Source organism: Agarivorans sp. MS3-6, from assembly GCF_054112545.1.
Genome location: NZ_CM134202.1, coordinates 4,057,501 through 4,075,138 on the forward strand (window position 1 = coordinate 4,057,501; position 17,638 = coordinate 4,075,138).

A 17,638-nucleotide genomic window follows, 5' to 3' on the forward strand; every position below is an offset into this window, starting at 1 on the left:
TGAAAACGAGTAGGACGGCACACGTGATATGTTGTCTGAATATGGGGGGACCATCCTCCAAGGCTAAATACTCCTGACTGACCGATAGTGAACCAGTACCGTGAGGGAAAGGCGAAAAGAACCCCTGTGAGGGGAGTGAAATAGAACCTGAAACCGTATACGTACAAGCAGTGGGAGCCCCTTCGTGGGGTGACTGCGTACCTTTTGTATAATGGGTCAACGACTTAATTTCAGTAGCAAGGTTAAGCGAATAGCGGAGCCGTAGGGAAACCGAGTGTTAACTGCGCGCATAGTTGCTGGGATTAGACCCGAAACCCGGTGATCTAGCCATGGGCAGGTTGAAGATTGGGTAACACCAATTGGAGGACCGAACCGACTAATGTTGAAAAATTAGCGGATGACTTGTGGCTGGGGGTGAAAGGCCAATCAAACCGGGAGATAGCTGGTTCTCCTCGAAAGCTATTTAGGTAGCGCCTCGGATGAATACTAGTGGGGGTAGAGCACTGTTAAGGCTAGGGGGTCATCCCGACTTACCAACCCTTTGCAAACTCCGAATACCACTAAGTACTATCCGGGAGACACACGGCGGGTGCTAACGTCCGTCGTGGAAAGGGAAACAACCCAGACCGTCAGCTAAGGTCCCAAAGTCATAGCTAAGTGGGAAACGATGTGGGAAGGCTTAGACAGCCAGGATGTTGGCTTAGAAGCAGCCATCATTTAAAGAAAGCGTAATAGCTCACTGGTCGAGTCGGCCTGCGCGGAAGATGTAACGGGGCTAAGCTATGCACCGAAGCTACGGGTACTTAACTTTGTTAAGTGCGGTAGAGGAGCGTTCTGTAAGCCGTTGAAGGTGATTCGTAAGGGTTGCTGGAGGTATCAGAAGTGCGAATGTTGACATGAGTAACGATAAAGGGGGTGAAAAGCCCCCTCGCCGAAAGACCAAGGTTTCCTGTTCAATGTTAATCAGAGCAGGGTGAGTCGGCCCCTAAGGCGAGACTGAAAAGTGTAGTCGATGGGAAACAGGTTAATATTCCTGTACTTCGTATAATTGCGATGGGAGGACGGAGAAGGCTAGGCCAGCATGGTGATGGTTATCCATGTTTAAGGTTGTAGGCTGGACACTTAGGAAAATCCGGGTGTCTAAGGCTGAGAATTGATGACGAGTGTCTACGGACATGAAGTGGTTGATGCCCTGCTTCCAGGAAAAGTCTCTAAGCTTCAGATTATACGAAACCGTACCCCAAACCGACACAGGTGGTTGGGTAGAGAATACCAAGGCGCTTGAGAGAACTCGGGTGAAGGAACTAGGCAAAATGGTACCGTAACTTCGGGAGAAGGTACGCTCCCGACGGTGATGAGACTTGCTCTCTAAGCTGTTGGGAGTCGCAGATACCAGTTGGCTGCAACTGTTTATTAAAAACACAGCACTGTGCTAAATCGAAAGATGACGTATACGGTGTGACGCCTGCCCGGTGCCGGAAGGTTAATTGATGTGGTTAGCGCAAGCGAAGCTATTGATCGAAGCCCCGGTAAACGGCGGCCGTAACTATAACGGTCCTAAGGTAGCGAAATTCCTTGTCGGGTAAGTTCCGACCTGCACGAATGGCGTAATGATGGCCAAGCTGTCTCCACCCGAGACTCAGTGAAATTGAAATTGCCGTGAAGATGCGGTGTACCCGCGGCTAGACGGAAAGACCCCGTGAACCTTTACTACAGCTTGACACTGAACATTGACCCTACATGTGTAGGATAGGTGGGAGGCTTTGAAGCGTTGTCGCTAGATGATGTGGAGCCGACCTTGAAATACCACCCTTGTAGTGTTGATGTTCTAACGTTGGTCCCTTATCGGGATTGCGGACAGTGTCTGGTGGGTAGTTTGACTGGGGCGGTCTCCTCCCAAAGAGTAACGGAGGAGCACGAAGGTTGGCTAAGTACGGTCGGACATCGTACGGTTAGTGCAATGGCATAAGCCAGCTTAACTGCGAGACAGACACGTCGAGCAGGTACGAAAGTAGGTCATAGTGATCCGGTGGTTCTGTATGGAAGGGCCATCGCTCAACGGATAAAAGGTACTCCGGGGATAACAGGCTGATACCGCCCAAGAGTTCATATCGACGGCGGTGTTTGGCACCTCGATGTCGGCTCATCACATCCTGGGGCTGAAGTCGGTCCCAAGGGTATGGCTGTTCGCCATTTAAAGTGGTACGCGAGCTGGGTTTAGAACGTCGTGAGACAGTTCGGTCCCTATCTGCCGTGGGCGTTTGAGAATTGAAAGGAGCTGCTCCTAGTACGAGAGGACCGGAGTGGACGAACCGCTGGTGTTTGGGTTGTTATGCCAATAGCATTGCCCAGTAGCTACGTTCGGAACTGATAACCGCTGAAAGCATCTAAGCGGGAAGCAGGCCTTGAGATTAATTCTCACTAGGACTTTAAGTCCTCTGAAGGGCCGTTGGAGACTACAACGTTGATAGGCAAGGTGTGTAAGTGCTGTGAGGCATTGAGCTAACTTGTACTAATTACCCGTGAGGCTTAACCATACAACACCCAAGTGGTGTTGCTTATAGATATCTTATTTTTTAGACCAAGAGTACTTGTTATACTCGTGGGATATTGTCAGCTTTTTCGAATGTTAAAGACAACAAGTTTTTGCCTGGTGGCAATAGCGTTGTGGACCCACCTGAACCCATGCCGAACTCAGAAGTGAAACGCAACTGCGCCGATGATAGTGTGGGGTCTCCCCATGTGAAAGTAGGTCACTGCCAGGCTCCAAATAAGAAGCCCTGCTCTATGAGCAGGGCTTTTTTATGCCTGAGGTTTAGCCACCGGCTACCATGCTGAGTCGATGGCCATGGATAGCCATGGGTAAGCATGCTTTTTCAGGCTGAAGTGAAAGCCGCTATGCTGCGCACCTATTTAGAGAAGGCCTATCCTAAGGGATAGGCTTTTTTATGCCCGAAATGTAGTCACAGGCTACCATGCTGAGTCGATAGCCATAGATAGCCATAGATAGCCATAGATAGCCGTGGGTAAGCATGTGAGCGTCGACAGATACCACCAAACGCTTATTAAATGACCTCGTTGTCGAAAGATAGCGGGGTTTTTTATTGCGTGTTTATCGGTGACAGTGTTTGTATCGTTAAGATGAAAGAATGTGCCAGTATGCTGTTCCCAAAATAAGGGGGTTAAGCGTTCAGAAAATGACTAACAATAATTTCAAGTAGCTAAGATTTTAACGGCTGTTGATGAAGTTTTGTTGGCAGGAATGATCTCTCCACAAGTCGGCATTGTAATGCCTATTACTTATGTAGGGTAGCTCTCAGTTCGGCTTTAATCGAGACTTAATATTAACCAGAGAAAAACAGCCAGCGATATTTAAGTGTATATGGGGTTAAAGCGTGGTCGGTGTGTTCTACAATGAGTTAGCGGGTCACAGAGCGTTGTATATGGCTATAGCGTCATACGGTGTTAAATAAATAGAATAGGGTAACAGAGAGCCGATGAAGCGTGGTGAAAGGTCTGAGGAACTGACGGTTGTGTTTGAAATAAAAATGACGAACCGAAGTTCGCCATTAACAATTACGATCTAACTCTACTGGGCAGTAGAAGTAGCAGTAGAAGTCGATGAGCCCGTAGTTGAATCATTGCTTTGATTTGCTGCAATACCTACTACAGCTACACCAGCAGCAACACCACCAACTACACCAGCGGTTACGCCAGTAGCGCCAGCGGCTGAACCACCAGCTGCGCCAGCAGTGGCTTCTTGAGCTAAAACATTACCTGACATTGCAAGTGCCGCAGCTGCAACTAAAACTAATTTTTTCATGAAATTTCCCTGTATAAAAAAATGCATTACTTCTTCATTGTATGACTTCGATGGCATGTTTTCCACACCTGTTTATACTTTTATCACTGATTGCGCTGATTTTCCAGTTATTAAAGTTTTAGATCTGCTAAATATTTCTTAAAGCGATCTTTTAGCTCCGGGTGGCGTAAACCGTATTCGACAAAGGCTTTTAGATACCCAAACTTGCTGCCACAATCATGGCTTTTCCCTACCATATAGTAGGCTTGTGCCTTTTCTTTTTTCATTAAACTGGCGATAGCGTCGGTGAGCTGAATTTCGTCGCCGGCTCCAGGAGGGGTTCTGGCTAATTCTTTCCATATTTGCGCTGATAATACATAGCGACCTACCACGGCTAAGTTAGAAGGAGCCTCATCTACAGAGGGTTTTTCTACGGTTGCAATCATGTCTGCCGATTCACCCGGTCCGATGTTTGCGCCATTGATATCAGCGATACCAAATTTACTGACATCTTCTTGGGCTACAGCTTCAACCATGACTTGACTGGAGCCTGTATCATCAAATTTTCTCACCATATCGGCGAGGTTTTGGGTTTTCAAATCTGAGGTTGAGTCATCTAAAATGACGTCGGGTAACAACACCGCAAAAGGATTATCACCGATTAAAGGTTTAGCGCATAAAATAGCATGCCCTAGGCCTTTAGCGACACCTTGTCGTATATGCATAATGGTGACGTCTTTAGGGCATATAGAACGAACTTCTTCCAGTAACTGGCGTTTAACCCGTTTTTCAAGGGTGGCTTCTAACTCAAAACTGGTATCAAAATGGTTCTCAATAGAGTTTTTACTTGAATGAGTCACTAAAATGATTTCTTTGATGCCTGCGGCGATGGCTTCTTGCACGACATACTGTATTAAAGGCTTATCTACGATAGGCAGCATCTCTTTAGGGATAGCCTTAGTGGCGGGTAACATTCTAGTTCCTAAGCCGGCAACGGGGAGAACCGCTTTTTGTACTTTAGTGGTCATTTCAGTCTCTTGAAATTAAAAATATGCACGGCACTTTAACATGTGAAAATGACAATTAAAATTAGCTTAATTCATAACTGTGTACGAATTGACAGAGTTGTTATTATTTTCGCTCTCAGGTTCACGCCCTAGCATTAATTGCTAACTGCGGGCGCAGTTGTTTGTTTATATATCAGCCTTATTCGACGAACAACTTGTCTTTGTTATCTAGGTAAATCGTCTCTCCCACACCCGGTACCAGCACTATTTGCTCGACATTTTTAAAGTCTCCGTGCTGCTTTCGGTATTCTACTATGGCGATTGATTTACTTTTTCCGATACCTTTTAGAGTTACTAACTGTTCAGCGTTAGCCGTATTAAGGTTTAAGGCCTGGGTGTTTTCAGTCGCATAGAGTGGATTTAGGCCAGCAACGCAAAGCACTAAGGTGAGTAACAGTGTTTTTATTTTCATGGTTTCGCTCCTTTTTGATAAAACCATGAATAAGACTAGAGTAAGTTTTTAAATAACAAATGACTCAATTGGGTGAAATTGACAAAAACGTGAATAAATAGGCGCGAAAAGCTAGGCGAGATAACTCGCCCAGTGAGAATTACGGTAAGACCTTTTTAAAAGGTTTAACAATGACAGTGTCATAGACACCTGCTTCAATGTATGGGTCTGCGTCTGCCCAGCCTTGGGCGTCTTCTAGGCTAGCAAATTCGGCAATCACTGTTGAACCGGTAAAACCCGCTTCAGCGGGGTCTTCTGCATCAATGGCAGGGTTGGGGCCAGCCACGAATAAACGACCTTCATTGAGCAGGTCTTGCAGTCGAGCTAGGTGGGCGGTTCTGGCGAGCTTGCGTTTCTCTAAACTGTTTTCTACATCTTGAGCAAAAATAACATACCACATGGCCATTAATCCTTCTTTTGAGATAGCGAGTCTTGTTGTTCTTTAGGTAAATGTTTGTATAAGTAAATTACCGTAGCAACGGTGAATAATAAGGTTAAGCCAAGTAAACCAAAGACTTTGAAATTTACCCAGACATCTTCAGAGTAGTTGAAAGCGATATAAAGGTTTAAGGTTCCACAGCCGATAAAAAAAAGTGCCCAAGCCACGTTCACTTTGCCCCATACCGCATCAGGTAATTGCATTTCTTTACCAAGCATCTTCTTGATGAGAGGGCTACCAAACGGGAACTGGCTAAGCAATAGCACTACACCAAACAACCAGTTAATAACGGTTGGCTTCCATTTGATAAAATCATCATCGCGCAGTACTAGGGTGAGCCCGCCAAACACCAAAATAAGAACGAAAGAAATCAGATGCATCTTCTCAACTTTCTTATTTTTTAAATACGAGATGGCTAACAAAACCGCCGCTGCGATAATCAGAGCCAGTGTTGCAGCATAGATATCTTGCATTTTGTAAACGGCGAAAAAAATAATTAGCGGAATAAACTCGAAAAACTGTTTCATAATTTCCCAGTGCTAGCTGATAGTAAAAAGCCGCTAAAATAGCGGCTTTTGATAGTAGCAAGTTCTAATCTTAAACGGTAGCGGCTTTCATAGAAGCGGTAAACTCACGCAGTGAGTCTAGCATTTGTGGTTTATCGTCAAGATGTGCCTCTATAATTTTCACCACTGCAGAACCCGATATCGCACCAGCGGCCCCGGCAGCAATGCTGTCTTTTACTTGTTTGGGGGTGGCAATACCAAAACCCAGTAAAGCTGGCGGTGCGCTATATTGTTGCAATTTTTCAAGAAGATGAGCGATTGGTGCTTCTGCTTTGGTCTCGGTGCCTGTGACTCCTGCGCGGCTGACTAAGTAGGTATAGCCCTGTCCGTATTCAGCCACCTTGGCTAGCGTTGCATCATCGGCGTTTGGAGGGGCAATAAAGATGCTTTGTAATCCGTGCTTATTCGCTGACTCTCTAAAAGGGGCTGATTCGCGAATTGGCGCATCAGCAACCAACACCGAATCTACACCTGCTTCAGCTAGCTTTTGGTAAAATACATCGATGCCAGTAGAGTAAACCAAGTTTGCGTATAATAATAAGCCAATGGGGACTTCCGGGTGTTTATCACGAATGCTCTTAATCATTTCGATACATTTTGGTGGGGTCACGTTGGCAGCAAGGGCCCTTACGTTCGCGCCTTGTATAGTTGGCCCATCGGCAACCGGATCGGAAAAGGGAATGCCTAGCTCTAAAGCGTCTGCTCCGCCTTCTATTAATGCATCAACAATGGCTAATGACTGCTCAAGGTCAGGGTCACCTAATGTCACAAACGGTACAAATGCGCCTTGCTGCTTAGCTGCTAAGCGTTCAAATAAGTTAGCGTAACGTTGCGTCATTATAGGCCTCCTCGTTGTTCGAAAATTTCTGCCACTGTAAAGATATCTTTGTCGCCTCGACCAGATAGATTCACCAGTAATATTTGTTCTTTGTTTTTATCTTGCTTCGCCAACTTAAGGGCGTATGCCAAAGCATGTGCTGACTCTAGAGCAGGAATAATTCCTTCACTTTCCGCTAAAGTTTGGAATGCACTTAAAGCTTCTTCATCAGTCGCTGATTCATAGCTGGCACGACCAATCGCGTTTAAGTGAGCGTGTTGAGGGCCTACTGACGGGAAGTCCAACCCTGCCGAAATGGAGTAAGACTCTTCAATTTGACCATTGGGATCTTGCATCAATAAAGAGTGCATGCCAAAAAACATCCCCTTACGGCCATGCTTTAGTGGTGCGCCGTGTTGATCGGTATCTATCCCTTTACCCGCAGGCTCAACACCAATCAGTTGCACGCCTTCTTCTTCAATAAAGTCGGCAAACATGCCAATGGCATTAGAGCCGCCACCCACACAAGCAATCACTGCATCAGGCAATCGACCTTCGGCTTTTAAGATCTGTTGTTTAGCTTCTTCACCAATCATTTTCTGGAACTCGCGCACAATGGTGGGGAAAGGGTGCGGGCCCGCAGCCGTGCCAAGCAAGTAATGGGCGGTGTCGTAACTGGCTGCCCAATCACGGAGGGCTTCATTACACGCGTCTTTCAGTGTTGACGAACCGCTATGAACGGGAATCACTTCAGCGCCCATCAGCTTCATGCGGAATACATTTGGCTCTTGGCGTTCGCAGTCAATCGCGCCCATGTAGACACGACATTTTAAGCCAAGTAGTGCGCAGGCCAACGCGGTGGCTACGCCATGCTGGCCGGCACCGGTTTCGGCAATAATTTCTTTTTTACCCATGCGCTTTGCTAGCAGGGCTTGGCCTAATACTTGGTTAGTTTTGTGAGCACCGCCGTGCAGTAAGTCTTCACGCTTGAGGTAAATTTTCGTTTTTGTCCCCGCAGTGATGTTTCGGCAAAGCGTTAGGGGGGTAGGTCTACCGGCATACTCAGTCAATAGGTGATTGAATTCTTCTAGAAATTCAGGATCCTGCTGGGCATCAATAAAGGCTTGCTCAAGTTGGTCTAAAGCGGGCACCAAAATCTGTGGTACAAACTGGCCACCAAACTCGCCAAAATAGGAATTTAATTTACTCATTATCGACTCTTATTCTTAATAAAGGGCTACTGTTACTAATCAATGTAGGATTAGTACTGTCTAATTTTTTCAAACGCCGTTTTTATTTTTGCTGGGTCTTTGATACCGGGCGCTTGTTCTACGCCAGAGTTTAGATCAAGACCGGCAGCGGCAAAAGCTAAGGCGTTTTGAATGTTATCGGGGCTAATACCGCCAGCTAACATCGCACCGTGGCTGTGCTCACCTAATAGTTGCCAATCAAATGCTTGGCCGGTGCCACCACATTGGCCTGCCACCTTACTATCAAATAGTACTTTGTCGGCGTTATTGGGGGCTGTCGGTAACTCTTGGTCCACCGCTAGCGCTTTCCAAACTAAGCTGTGTGTAAGTCGATCTTTAAGTTGCGCGATATACTGCTCATCTTCGTCACCGTGTAACTGAACAGCATGCAATTTAAGGTGATTGGCGACCTCAGCTACTTGTTCTACGGGGCTATTTACAAATACCCCGACAAAATTTAGTGGTGCAGCACTAACTAGCTGTTCAGCAAGCTTAAGGCTAACTGCGCGAGGAGACTTTTCAGCGAAAATCAGGCCACCATACACCGCACCAGCTTGATGGGCGGCGACGACGTCTTGATCGCGGGTCAAACCACAAACTTTGTTTTCACCTAAAATTAATTTGCGGCAAGCCAAGTCTACATCGTCTTGACTCATTAGCGAGCTGCCCACTAAAAAGCCGTTGGCGTATTTAGATAGCTCTCTAACCTGCTGATGTTTGTAGATACCAGACTCGGAAATAATGATTCGGTCTTCTGGAATTTGCCTAGCTAGCTCAGGAGTACGATCCAAAGTGATCGAAAGATCGCGCAGGTTGCGATTATTTATACCGATAACCTTGGCATTTAGCGCAATGGCTCTCTCTAGCTCTTGCTGATTACTCACTTCGGTCAATACGCCTAATTTGAGCTTATGAGCAACTTCAGCAAGCAAGCTATATTCATTATCGTCAAGTACCGACAGCATTAGTAAAATGGCATCAGCTTGGTGATAACGAGCCAAATAAATTTGGTATTCATCAATAAAGAAGTCTTTGCATAATACCGGCTGCGGAACTTGCTGTCGCACCGTGGTCACGTAGTCAAATTCACCTTGAAAATACTTGCTATCGGTTAACACTGAAATAGCTGCCGCGTAATGTTTATAGACGCCAGCGATCAGGTCTAAATCAAACTCTGGGCGAATTAAGCCCTTTGAGGGTGAGGCTTTTTTACATTCCAATATAAACTTAGCTGGGCTGCCAGATAACGCTTGGTAGAAATCTCGGTCAGTGGGGACTACTTCATCAATAAAGCTCGCCAGTGGCTGTTGCTGCATTCGTTCGGCTAACCAAATTTCTTTATCGGCGACAATTTTGTCTAAAATAGTGGTTTGTTTTGCTTCGTTCACTTGGCTCACTGACTCATCTCCGCTAATTTATTTGCTAGGATTAGCGGGCGACCAGATGCCATTTCATCGATTGCCATTTGTACGCCTTCAGCGACGTTGTCCGTCTTATTAGCTAACTTGAGTAATACTGCTACGTTTACCGCCACTGCGGCTTGCTGAGCGGCTGTGGCTTTGCCTTGTAGTAAGTCGATAGTAATCGCTTTATTTTCTTCTGGTGTGCCACCTTTAATGGCGTCTAAATCGGCTTGTGTTACGCCAAAATCACTTGGGGTTAAGGTATATTCGGTGATGCTATCACCGTTGACTTCAGCGATTTGAGTACGACCATGGATAGCGACTTCGTCGAGCCCGGCACCATGAACCACCATCGCTTTTTTCATACCCAGTTGTTGTAAAGTATGAGCAATAGGGGAAATCAATGCAGGGTCATATACACCCATCACTTCCATGGTGGGATGTGCAGGGTTAATAAGCGGCCCAAGTACATTAAAAATGGTACGTGTTTTTAGGGTCTGGCGCACTGGCATGGCATGGCGTACGCCAGCATGATATTGCGGAGCAAATAGGAAACATAGTCCAAGTTCATCTAAACAGCGGCGGGCAGTTTCAGGGCTCATTTGAATGTTAATTCCCAAGGCGGCTAATAAATCCGATGATCCAGATTTACTCGACACGCTGCGATTACCGTGTTTGGCCACTTTTACGCCTAAACTGGCAGCGACAAATGCAGACGTAGTCGAAATATTGATGGTGTTATGACCATCACCGCCAGTGCCGACTATATCGGCAAACGGGTAATTGGGGCTAGGGAAAGGCGCCGCATTTTCGAGTAATGCACGCGCAGCTCCGGCTATTTCTTGAGGTTTTTCACCCTTAATTTTTAAAGCCGTTAACAAGGATGACAATACAATAGGGTCTACTTCACCTTGAATAACCTGAGAAAATACTTGTTGCGCTTGCTCAGTGCTGAGGTCTTGTCCTTGATATAGCTGTTCGAGAATAGCCTGCATTATTGCTGCTCCTGTTGTATGGCCCAGTCTAGGCTTCGGGCCAATAATGTGGCCCCTTCGCTGGTCAATATTGATTCCGGGTGGAACTGAAAGCCCACCACCTTATCTTGTTCGTTAATAACAGCCATTGGCATCTTTTGATAATGGGCGCTTACTGTTAACTCTTCAGGCATCGAAGTGGCGACCAAAGAGTGGTAACGAGCCACTGGCAGTGGGTTGCTTAAACCTTTAAACATTAAACGGTTGTCGTGCTCAATAGCGGAAGATTTCCCATGAACGATTTCTTCCGCTTTGCCTACAACGCCACCATAGCTTTCAACTAAGGCTTGATGGCCTAAGCAAATACCAATTATCGGTACTTGGCCTTTACATAAATCGATAAGCTCTAACATACAACCCGCCTGCTGCGGATTGCCAGGGCCGGGAGACAACACTAATACTGGTGGGTTAGGGCTGTCATCGATGTGTTGTTTAATTTCGCTAGCACTTAAATGGTTACGGTAGATGCGAACATCTAAACCTTGGCTACGAAATTGGTCCACCAAGTTGTAGGTAAACGAGTCAAAGTTATCCAGTAGAAATACACTATGAGTCATGGCTAACGTCCTTTAAAGTAGAGCCGTGGGCGCGAGCAATGGCGTTTAATACTGCCGCTGCTTTGCTACGGGTTTCATCGGCTTCTGCTTGTGGTAGTGAATCATACACGACACCAGCACCGGCTTGTACATGTGCAAGCTGATCTTTTACAAATGCAGAGCGAATCACAATACAGCTGTCCATATCGCCGTTGCCAGTAAGATAACCAACTGCTCCACCGTAACTGCCGCGGCGTTTTTGCTCTACCTGACGAATGAGTTCAGAGGCGCGAATTTTAGGCGCGCCTACTAAGGTACCCATATTCATACAGGCTTGATAAGCGTGCAGGGCATCTAAATCACTCCGTAAGGTGCCAACGACTCGCGACACTAAATGCATAACGTGGCTGTAACGGTCTACTTTGAGTAAATCAGCTACGTGACGAGTGCCGGGTTCACTAATACGCGCAACATCGTTGCGTGCTAAGTCAACCAGCATGATGTGTTCAGCGGTTTCCTTTTTATCTAAACGTAGTTCTAACTCTAGGCGACCATCTAGGTCTTGGTTGATTGAGCCATCTTCATTAAAACCGCGTCTACGGGTGCCAGCAATAGGATAGATTTCTACATCACGGCTATCAGCTGAATACTTAATCGCACTTTCCGGCGAAGCGCCAAACAACACAAATTCGCTGTCTTGCAAATAGAACATGTAAGGGCTTGGGTTAGTGATTTTCAGTTCGCGATAGGCTGCCAAGCTATCAGGGCAAGACAGTGTGAAACTGCGAGAAGGTACCACTTGAAAAATATCGCCTTGGCGAATGTAGTCTTTCATGGTCTCTACATTTTGGCAGAAGTCACGGTCACTAATGTCGGCTTCAATTTTGCCTTGGTAGTTGTTGAGGTCTGGCGTGGCTTGTTGGTGGTTTTCGTGCTCACAGAGTTCAACTAAATGCGCCAAACGTTGGTTTATTCGTGTCTGCTCGGCATCGTCATAAATAGAGCCAATAATGTGGCTAACTTGCGCTTGGTGATCGATCAATAACAGCGTTTCGGCTAAATAAAACTGGTAGTCTGGGCAGATGTTAGTGCTGTCGGCAACATCTTGCAGTTGCTCAAAGCTGGCGATGAAATCGTAGGCAAATACGCCGCCAATAAATACGCCTTTATCTAAATCGCTTAGCTCACCGTACAGTTTGATAATGACCCGCAGAGCATCAACCGGTGAATTGGCTTTTAAGCGTGAATCTTCGTCTAAGTTGGCAGCGGGGAGAGGGTAGTTGAGCTCTAGTTGGGTCGTGTTGTGCAGGCTGATCAGTGAGGCGTCTATATTATCAGCTACAGCTGCAATGACCGATTGACCGTTTAGCGATACGGCTGAAAAACTAACTTGGCGGCCTGTGCAGGTAATTTTTAATGCAGCATCGGCAAGAATTAAGCTTTGCAGGTTTTCCTTACTATCAATCTCACTCGATTCTAGTAAAACATTATGCTGGCTTTCTTTACACAATTCTTGATAAAGGCTAAGAGGATCATGTACATAACTAGCATCTATCTGGGTATTGCTTAATTGCACCCTAGGGTGGTTACTCATGGTTCGTTACTCCTGGTTAAGGCCGTAGCGCAAATATAAAAAAGCCCGCGTTAAGCGGGCTTTTTGTTGTTCTGTACAATGTATTGGAAATACAACAACTCACACCCGTCTATTTCGGAGTGCGCCACCACCAAGATTTATTGGTTAGAAGAAAAGTTGTCATGTTTATCCTTAGTCATTCTGATAAACTAAGTTAACTGTAAATGACACAACCAAGTCAAGAAAAAATTTAGGAAATTTAATGCGATTTGATTTGCATTGCCATACTACTGCTTCAGATGGGGGCCTCAGCCCCAAAGAAATAGTAATGCGAGCCGAAAACATGCAAGTCGACGTTTTGGCTATTACTGATCACGATACCACTGCCGGAGTGGCAGAAGCGCAAGCTAACGCTAAACATTTACAAATTATCGCTGGAACAGAAATATCAACCGCCTGGCATGCCTTTGATATCCATGTGGTAGGTTTAAACCTCGATACTTCCCATCAAGGCCTGCAAGATAATTTGTTGCAGCAAAGAGATAAGCGAGAAATTCGTGCCCTCGAGATGAGCCGTCGCCTAGATAAAGTCGGTATCGTAGATGTATACACGCAAGCTAAACAGCTTGCCGGAAGCGCTCCGCTTACTCGTTCGCATTTTGCTAAAGTACTGATAGAGCGCGGTGTAGCGGCTAACTTCAATAAAGTATTTGATAAATACCTGAGCCGTGGCAATACCGGCTATGTGCCTAATAACTGGATGAGCATTGGCGAAGCGGTAGCCGTTATTCAACAAGCGGGTGGCGTAGCAGTATTAGCGCATCCCACCCATTATGAGTTGTCTAATAAATGGGTCCGCAAACTGATCGCTGAGTTTGCCGAAGCAGGGGGGGATGGTATCGAAATAGCCATGCCTCAAATATCTAAAGACCAGTTATCTTGGTTGGCTGATTTAGCTGAGCAACATCAGTTAAGTGCTTCACAAGGCTCTGATTTTCATCATCCTTCCCCTTGGCGTGAGTTAGGTAGAGGGCTACACTTACCTGAAAAGTGCCAACCGATTTGGCAACGTTGGCAAAGCCAATAGCCTTCAAGTGTTGTTAAGGCTATCGAAATAGCAGGAACCTTTATGAGTCAATTTTTCTACGTTCATCCAGACAACCCTCAGCAGCGTTTAATGAAACAAGCGGCAGCGCATATTCAACAGGGTGGGGTGGTGATATATCCCACTGACTCAGGCTATGCCATTGGCTGCCATATTGGTGATAAAGCCGCATTAGAACGAATATGTCGAATTCGTCAGCTTGATAAAAATCATCATTTTACGCTGATGTGCCGAGATTTATCTGAAATTTCGGAATATGCGCGAGTAGGTAACCAAGCTTACCGCCTGTTACGCAGCTGTACTCCGGGAGCTTACACCTTTATTTTTAAGGGCACTAAAGAAGTGCCACGTCGCTTACTGAATCCAAAGCGTCGCACTATTGGTATTCGTGTGCCCGATAACAAAATTGCCTTAGCGATGTTAGAAGCCTTGGGTGAGCCACTCATGTCATCAAGTTTAATTTTGCCGGGCAATGATTTTACCGAATCAGATCCGGAACAGATCAGAGATGCCTTGGAGCACCAAGTAGATTTGATTATCAACGGTGGTTATTTAGGTGAACAACCTACTACCGTTATCGATTTATCTGAAGATGAAGCTGAAATTTTACGCCATGGCGCGGGCGATACCAGCCCTTTCGAGTGAAACAAGTCAAGGTGTCGTTAACTCAACAGCTAACCTTAGCCAGTGTTAATGGTGAACCGTGGCTAGACTTTCCCGAAGACTTATTTATTCCGCCCGATGCGATGGAAGTTATTCTTGAGCAGTTTGAAGGGCCTTTAGATTTATTGCTGTACTTAATTCGCAAGCAAAAACTCGACATTCAATACTTACCCGTATTGGCGATTACCCAGCAATACATGGAGTATATTGAAGCCATGCGCTTGCTAAAATTGGAATTGGCCGCAGAGTACTTAGTGATGGCAGCATTGCTGACCGAAATTAAATCTCGAACCCTGTTACCAATACAAGAACATGATGAGGAAGAGGACGACCCTCGCGCGATGTTAATTCGTCGCTTACAAGAATACGAATTATATAAAGATGCCACCGATAAGGTTGATCAACTGCCTCGCCAGCAACGCGATACTTACCCTGCTTCGATTGCGGTACCTGAAAACTTACCCATTAAATGGGTGTACCCAGAAGTCAGCATGGATGACCTCGTTCAAGCAATGCGTGGCATTGCCCAGCGAGCGGCAAATTTTGAACATCACGAAATTAAACGGGAAAAGCTGTCTACTCGACAACGAATGAGTGATATTTTGGCCAAGTTACAAGAGCACCGTTTTGTGGATTTTTCTCAGCTATTTACTGTCTCTGAGGGGCGTAGCGGTTTAGTCGTGAGTTTTTTAGCCATACTAGAGCTTATTAAAGAGGGCTATATTAAGTGTGTGCAAAGCCAGCCGTTGATGGCAATTCAAGTTATTTTAGTTAACACGGAAGATTGCTAGCCATGGCCTCTAAACCCAACTTAGTGAAACTAGTAGAAGCCGCATTATTTGTCGCTGCCCGCCCGTTATCGCTTAAAGAATTACAAACCACAGTATTGGCCGATGTGGGTTTAGCCCGTGCTCAAGTTAATATGATTTTGGAAGAACTCGGCCAGCGTTACCAAGACTCGGGGATCGAGCTAGTAGAAACTGCTTCGGGCTTCCAATTTCGAGCGCGTCAAGAGTATGCCTCTCAATTGGCGAACTTGTGGGCTGAAAAAGCGCCTAAATTCAGTCGCGCAATGCTCGAAACGCTCACCCTTATTGCATATCGTCAGCCAATAACAAGGGGGGAAATTGAGGCTATTCGGGGGGTAGCGGTGAGCAGCCATATTATTAGTGTATTGAAAGAGCGACATTGGATCCGTGGCGTTGGCCATAAAGAAATACCGGGCAGACCAACCCTATTTGCCACAACATCTGCTTTTTTAGACTACTTTGGTTTGAAAGATCTGGCTGATTTGCCAGAATTAGATCAATCTTTACTTGAAAAACTGCCGCAAGGCTTTCAGACTTAGCGCACTTTACCATCCGGATAAAAAATATGAGTGAAAAACTTCAAAAAGTCCTGGCTCGCAGCGGTCTAGGTTCACGTCGTGAGATGGAAGCTGTCATTGACGCAGGAAGAGTAAGTGTCGGTGGGGAAAAAGCCAAATTGGGTGACCGCATCGAAGAAGGATCTGAAGTTCGAGTTGATGGTCGAATTATAGAAATTTTAAAAGTTGAAGATACGATATGCCGTGTTCTTGCTTACCATAAGGCTGAAGGTGAAATTTGCTCGCGCAATGATCCTGAGGGACGTGAAACCGTATTTGATCGACTACCACGGCTAAAGAACGGCCGTTGGATAGCGGTTGGCCGTTTAGATATTAATACCTCGGGTTTATTGTTGTTCACCACCGATGGGGAATTAGCCAATCGTTTAATGCACCCTAGTTTTGAAGTTGAACGTGAATACGCGGTGCGTGTATTTGGTGATGTTGATGATGATATGATCCGCCGTTTACGTAGCGGTGTCGAACTGGAAGATGGCAAAGCCACCTTTACGACAGTAAGGCGTCAAGGTGGTGAAGGAATCAACCAATGGTATACCGTGACACTTAGTGAAGGCCGAAACCGCGAAGTAAGACGGATGTGGGAATCACAAGGTGTGCAAGTAAGCCGCCTTATTCGCGTCCGTTATGGTTTAATTCCGCTACCAAAAGGCTTACCAAGAAGTGGTTGGCAAGAGATGCCACTCGAACAGGTCAATTATTTGCGTAAGCTGGTGCAGCTAAGCAAGGAAGAAAATACGGTGATAAAGATTGATGATAGAGTGCGTAGCTCGCAACGCATCAGAAAATCAGTACGTAAACACCGTTCCAGAACACAGAGTCAAGCGGCTAAAAGAAGACGTTTGAAATAGAAAAAAGCTCGCTGAATAGCGAGCTTTTTTATTGCAAGTTAATGAACTAGTTAGCGAATATTGGACCAGCGCCGCTCGACCAAAGAATCACAGTGGCGATTAAAATAGTCACTAGCATGACTAAGCCTACGGTAACTAGGCTACTAGCATAAATAAACCCGCGCTCTTCAGGTATATGCATGATAATGGGTACACCGGTGTAAAGCAGATAAACCGCATAGGTTACCCCAACTAAACCTGCCACCATCACAAACCAAGGTTCAGGATATAAAGCGGCGAAACCCACCATGAAGATAGGCGTAGCCACATAGGCTGACAATTCTAAGGTTTGCTGATAACTGGTATCGGTGTTAAAGGTTTTTGCCATCCATTGTGCGGCGTACGCAAGGCAAAGCACACTGGTTACTAAGGCCGCATACATTGCCACCGACATGAATATGGCACTTTCGCTAGTCAAAGAGAAGCTATTCGCTCCCACCTTCCAGCCGATATGTACGGTTGAGAAATACCCACAAATGGCTGGAATCAGCGCCATTAGTAGTAAATGTGATAAGCTCGCACCAATCCCTTCGTGGTGCTTATCAATGTCTTGCCATTCTTCTTTTGTGTGTGAAGCTAGTCCCCAAACATGACTAAATAACATAGGCGCATCCTCGCAAAATTAACATTAGTGCAACATTTATAGTTAAGTTATGCG

The 17,638-nt window shown here is 45.8% G+C and carries 17 protein-coding genes and 2 rRNA genes (1 of these 19 cut by a window edge); 7 read left to right on the plus strand and 12 right to left on the minus strand.

Features of this window, described 5'->3' with window-relative positions:
- A 23S ribosomal RNA gene (locus ACVFI8_RS18705) occupies positions 1-2,537 on the plus strand (it extends 352 nt beyond the left edge of the window).
- A gap of 112 nt (positions 2,538-2,649) precedes the next feature.
- Positions 2,650-2,765, plus strand: a 5S ribosomal RNA gene (gene rrf, locus ACVFI8_RS18710).
- Between the two features lie 824 nt (positions 2,766-3,589).
- Here the strand turns inward: rrf and ACVFI8_RS18715 are convergent.
- The 11 genes from ACVFI8_RS18715 to ACVFI8_RS18765 form a co-directional block, all read right to left on the minus strand.
- A complete protein-coding gene (locus ACVFI8_RS18715; protein WP_457872288.1) occupies positions 3,590-3,823 on the minus strand; it encodes a hypothetical protein in 234 nt (77 codons plus the stop codon).
- Positions 3,824-3,933: 110 nt separating this feature from the next.
- A complete protein-coding gene (galU, locus tag ACVFI8_RS18720; RefSeq protein ID WP_248712078.1) occupies positions 3,934-4,830 on the minus strand; it encodes a UTP--glucose-1-phosphate uridylyltransferase GalU in 897 nt (298 codons plus the stop codon).
- Positions 4,831-5,008: 178 nt separating this feature from the next.
- Positions 5,009-5,281, minus strand: coding sequence for a ComEA family DNA-binding protein (locus ACVFI8_RS18725; protein WP_248712077.1), 273 nt, complete (start codon positions 5,279-5,281; stop codon positions 5,009-5,011).
- Between the two features lie 139 nt (positions 5,282-5,420).
- The gene (locus ACVFI8_RS18730) at positions 5,421-5,720 is read right to left on the minus strand and encodes a YciI family protein (RefSeq protein WP_248712076.1); all 300 of its coding nucleotides are present in this window, start codon (positions 5,718-5,720) and stop codon (positions 5,421-5,423) included.
- Between the two features lie 5 nt (positions 5,721-5,725).
- Positions 5,726-6,286 carry a septation protein A gene (locus tag ACVFI8_RS18735; RefSeq protein ID WP_248712075.1) on the minus strand — a complete coding sequence of 187 codons (561 nt, stop codon included), beginning with the start codon at positions 6,284-6,286 and terminating at the stop codon, positions 5,726-5,728.
- Positions 6,287-6,356: 70 nt separating this feature from the next.
- The gene (gene trpA, locus ACVFI8_RS18740; protein WP_457872290.1) at positions 6,357-7,163 is read right to left on the minus strand and encodes a tryptophan synthase subunit alpha; all 807 of its coding nucleotides are present in this window, start codon (positions 7,161-7,163) and stop codon (positions 6,357-6,359) included.
- Entirely contained in the window at positions 7,163-8,353 is a 1,191-nt protein-coding gene (gene trpB, locus ACVFI8_RS18745; protein WP_457872292.1) for a tryptophan synthase subunit beta, read from the minus strand. Before trpB ends, trpA begins: the two co-directional genes overlap by 1 nt.
- A gap of 50 nt (positions 8,354-8,403) precedes the next feature.
- Complete coding sequence (trpCF, locus tag ACVFI8_RS18750) at positions 8,404-9,789, minus strand: bifunctional indole-3-glycerol-phosphate synthase TrpC/phosphoribosylanthranilate isomerase TrpF (protein ID WP_457872294.1); 1,386 nt, start codon at positions 9,787-9,789, stop codon at positions 8,404-8,406.
- On the minus strand, positions 9,786-10,790 hold the full coding sequence (gene trpD, locus ACVFI8_RS18755; protein ID WP_248712071.1) for an anthranilate phosphoribosyltransferase: 1,005 nt from the start codon (positions 10,788-10,790) through the stop codon (positions 9,786-9,788). Before trpD ends, trpCF begins: the two co-directional genes overlap by 4 nt.
- Positions 10,790-11,386, minus strand: coding sequence for an aminodeoxychorismate/anthranilate synthase component II (locus tag ACVFI8_RS18760; protein ID WP_457872295.1), 597 nt, complete (start codon positions 11,384-11,386; stop codon positions 10,790-10,792). The genes trpD and ACVFI8_RS18760 overlap by 1 nt, the downstream gene beginning before the upstream one ends.
- Entirely contained in the window at positions 11,376-12,959 is a 1,584-nt protein-coding gene (locus tag ACVFI8_RS18765) for an anthranilate synthase component 1 (protein WP_248712069.1), read from the minus strand. Before ACVFI8_RS18765 ends, ACVFI8_RS18760 begins: the two co-directional genes overlap by 11 nt.
- Positions 12,960-13,200: 241 nt before the next feature.
- Between ACVFI8_RS18765 and rnm the strand changes: the two genes are divergently transcribed.
- The 5 genes from rnm to rluB are packed head-to-tail and all read left to right on the plus strand — an operon-like array spanning position 13,201 to position 16,941.
- Complete coding sequence (gene rnm, locus ACVFI8_RS18770) at positions 13,201-14,025, plus strand: RNase RNM (protein WP_248712068.1); 825 nt, start codon at positions 13,201-13,203, stop codon at positions 14,023-14,025.
- Between the two features lie 42 nt (positions 14,026-14,067).
- Entirely contained in the window at positions 14,068-14,688 is a 621-nt protein-coding gene (locus ACVFI8_RS18775) for an L-threonylcarbamoyladenylate synthase (protein ID WP_248712067.1), read from the plus strand.
- Complete coding sequence (locus tag ACVFI8_RS18780; RefSeq protein WP_457872296.1) at positions 14,685-15,497, plus strand: segregation and condensation protein A; 813 nt, start codon at positions 14,685-14,687, stop codon at positions 15,495-15,497. Before ACVFI8_RS18775 ends, ACVFI8_RS18780 begins: the two co-directional genes overlap by 4 nt.
- Before the next feature lie 2 nt (positions 15,498-15,499).
- On the plus strand, positions 15,500-16,054 hold the full coding sequence (gene scpB / locus ACVFI8_RS18785; RefSeq protein ID WP_248712065.1) for an SMC-Scp complex subunit ScpB: 555 nt from the start codon (positions 15,500-15,502) through the stop codon (positions 16,052-16,054).
- A gap of 26 nt (positions 16,055-16,080) precedes the next feature.
- Complete coding sequence (gene rluB / locus ACVFI8_RS18790) at positions 16,081-16,941, plus strand: 23S rRNA pseudouridine(2605) synthase RluB (RefSeq protein ID WP_248712064.1); 861 nt, start codon at positions 16,081-16,083, stop codon at positions 16,939-16,941.
- Between the two features lie 46 nt (positions 16,942-16,987).
- Here rluB and ACVFI8_RS18795 read toward each other — a convergent pair whose 3' ends face one another.
- Positions 16,988-17,584: a Yip1 family protein gene (locus tag ACVFI8_RS18795; protein WP_248712063.1), complete on the minus strand. Its 597-nt coding sequence runs from the start codon at positions 17,582-17,584 to the stop codon at positions 16,988-16,990.
- Positions 17,585-17,638: the final 54 nt, after the last annotated feature.

Bases quoted from the DNA above. Each gene is read 5' to 3' on its own strand.
- ACVFI8_RS18715 (WP_457872288.1), bottom strand. From the start codon at position 3,823: ATGAAAAAATTAGTTTTAGTTGCAGCTGCGGCACTTGCAATGTCAGGT.
- galU (WP_248712078.1), bottom strand. From the start codon at position 4,830: ATGACCACTAAAGTACAAAAAGCGGTTCTCCCCGTTGCCGGCTTAGGA.
- ACVFI8_RS18725 (WP_248712077.1), bottom strand. From the start codon at position 5,281: ATGAAAATAAAAACACTGTTACTCACCTTAGTGCTTTGCGTTGCTGGC.
- ACVFI8_RS18730 (WP_248712076.1), bottom strand. From the start codon at position 5,720: ATGTGGTATGTTATTTTTGCTCAAGATGTAGAAAACAGTTTAGAGAAA.
- ACVFI8_RS18735 (WP_248712075.1), bottom strand. From the start codon at position 6,286: ATGAAACAGTTTTTCGAGTTTATTCCGCTAATTATTTTTTTCGCCGTT.
- trpA (WP_457872290.1), bottom strand. From the start codon at position 7,163: ATGACGCAACGTTACGCTAACTTATTTGAACGCTTAGCAGCTAAGCAG.
- trpB (WP_457872292.1), bottom strand. From the start codon at position 8,353: ATGAGTAAATTAAATTCCTATTTTGGCGAGTTTGGTGGCCAGTTTGTA.
- trpD (WP_248712071.1), bottom strand. From the start codon at position 10,790: ATGCAGGCTATTCTCGAACAGCTATATCAAGGACAAGACCTCAGCACT.
- ACVFI8_RS18760 (WP_457872295.1), bottom strand. From the start codon at position 11,386: ATGACTCATAGTGTATTTCTACTGGATAACTTTGACTCGTTTACCTAC.
- ACVFI8_RS18765 (WP_248712069.1), bottom strand. From the start codon at position 12,959: ATGAGTAACCACCCTAGGGTGCAATTAAGCAATACCCAGATAGATGCT.
- rnm (WP_248712068.1), top strand. From the start codon at position 13,201: ATGCGATTTGATTTGCATTGCCATACTACTGCTTCAGATGGGGGCCTC.
- ACVFI8_RS18775 (WP_248712067.1), top strand. From the start codon at position 14,068: ATGAGTCAATTTTTCTACGTTCATCCAGACAACCCTCAGCAGCGTTTA.
- scpB (WP_248712065.1), top strand. From the start codon at position 15,500: ATGGCCTCTAAACCCAACTTAGTGAAACTAGTAGAAGCCGCATTATTT.
- rluB (WP_248712064.1), top strand. From the start codon at position 16,081: ATGAGTGAAAAACTTCAAAAAGTCCTGGCTCGCAGCGGTCTAGGTTCA.
- ACVFI8_RS18795 (WP_248712063.1), bottom strand. From the start codon at position 17,584: ATGTTATTTAGTCATGTTTGGGGACTAGCTTCACACACAAAAGAAGAA.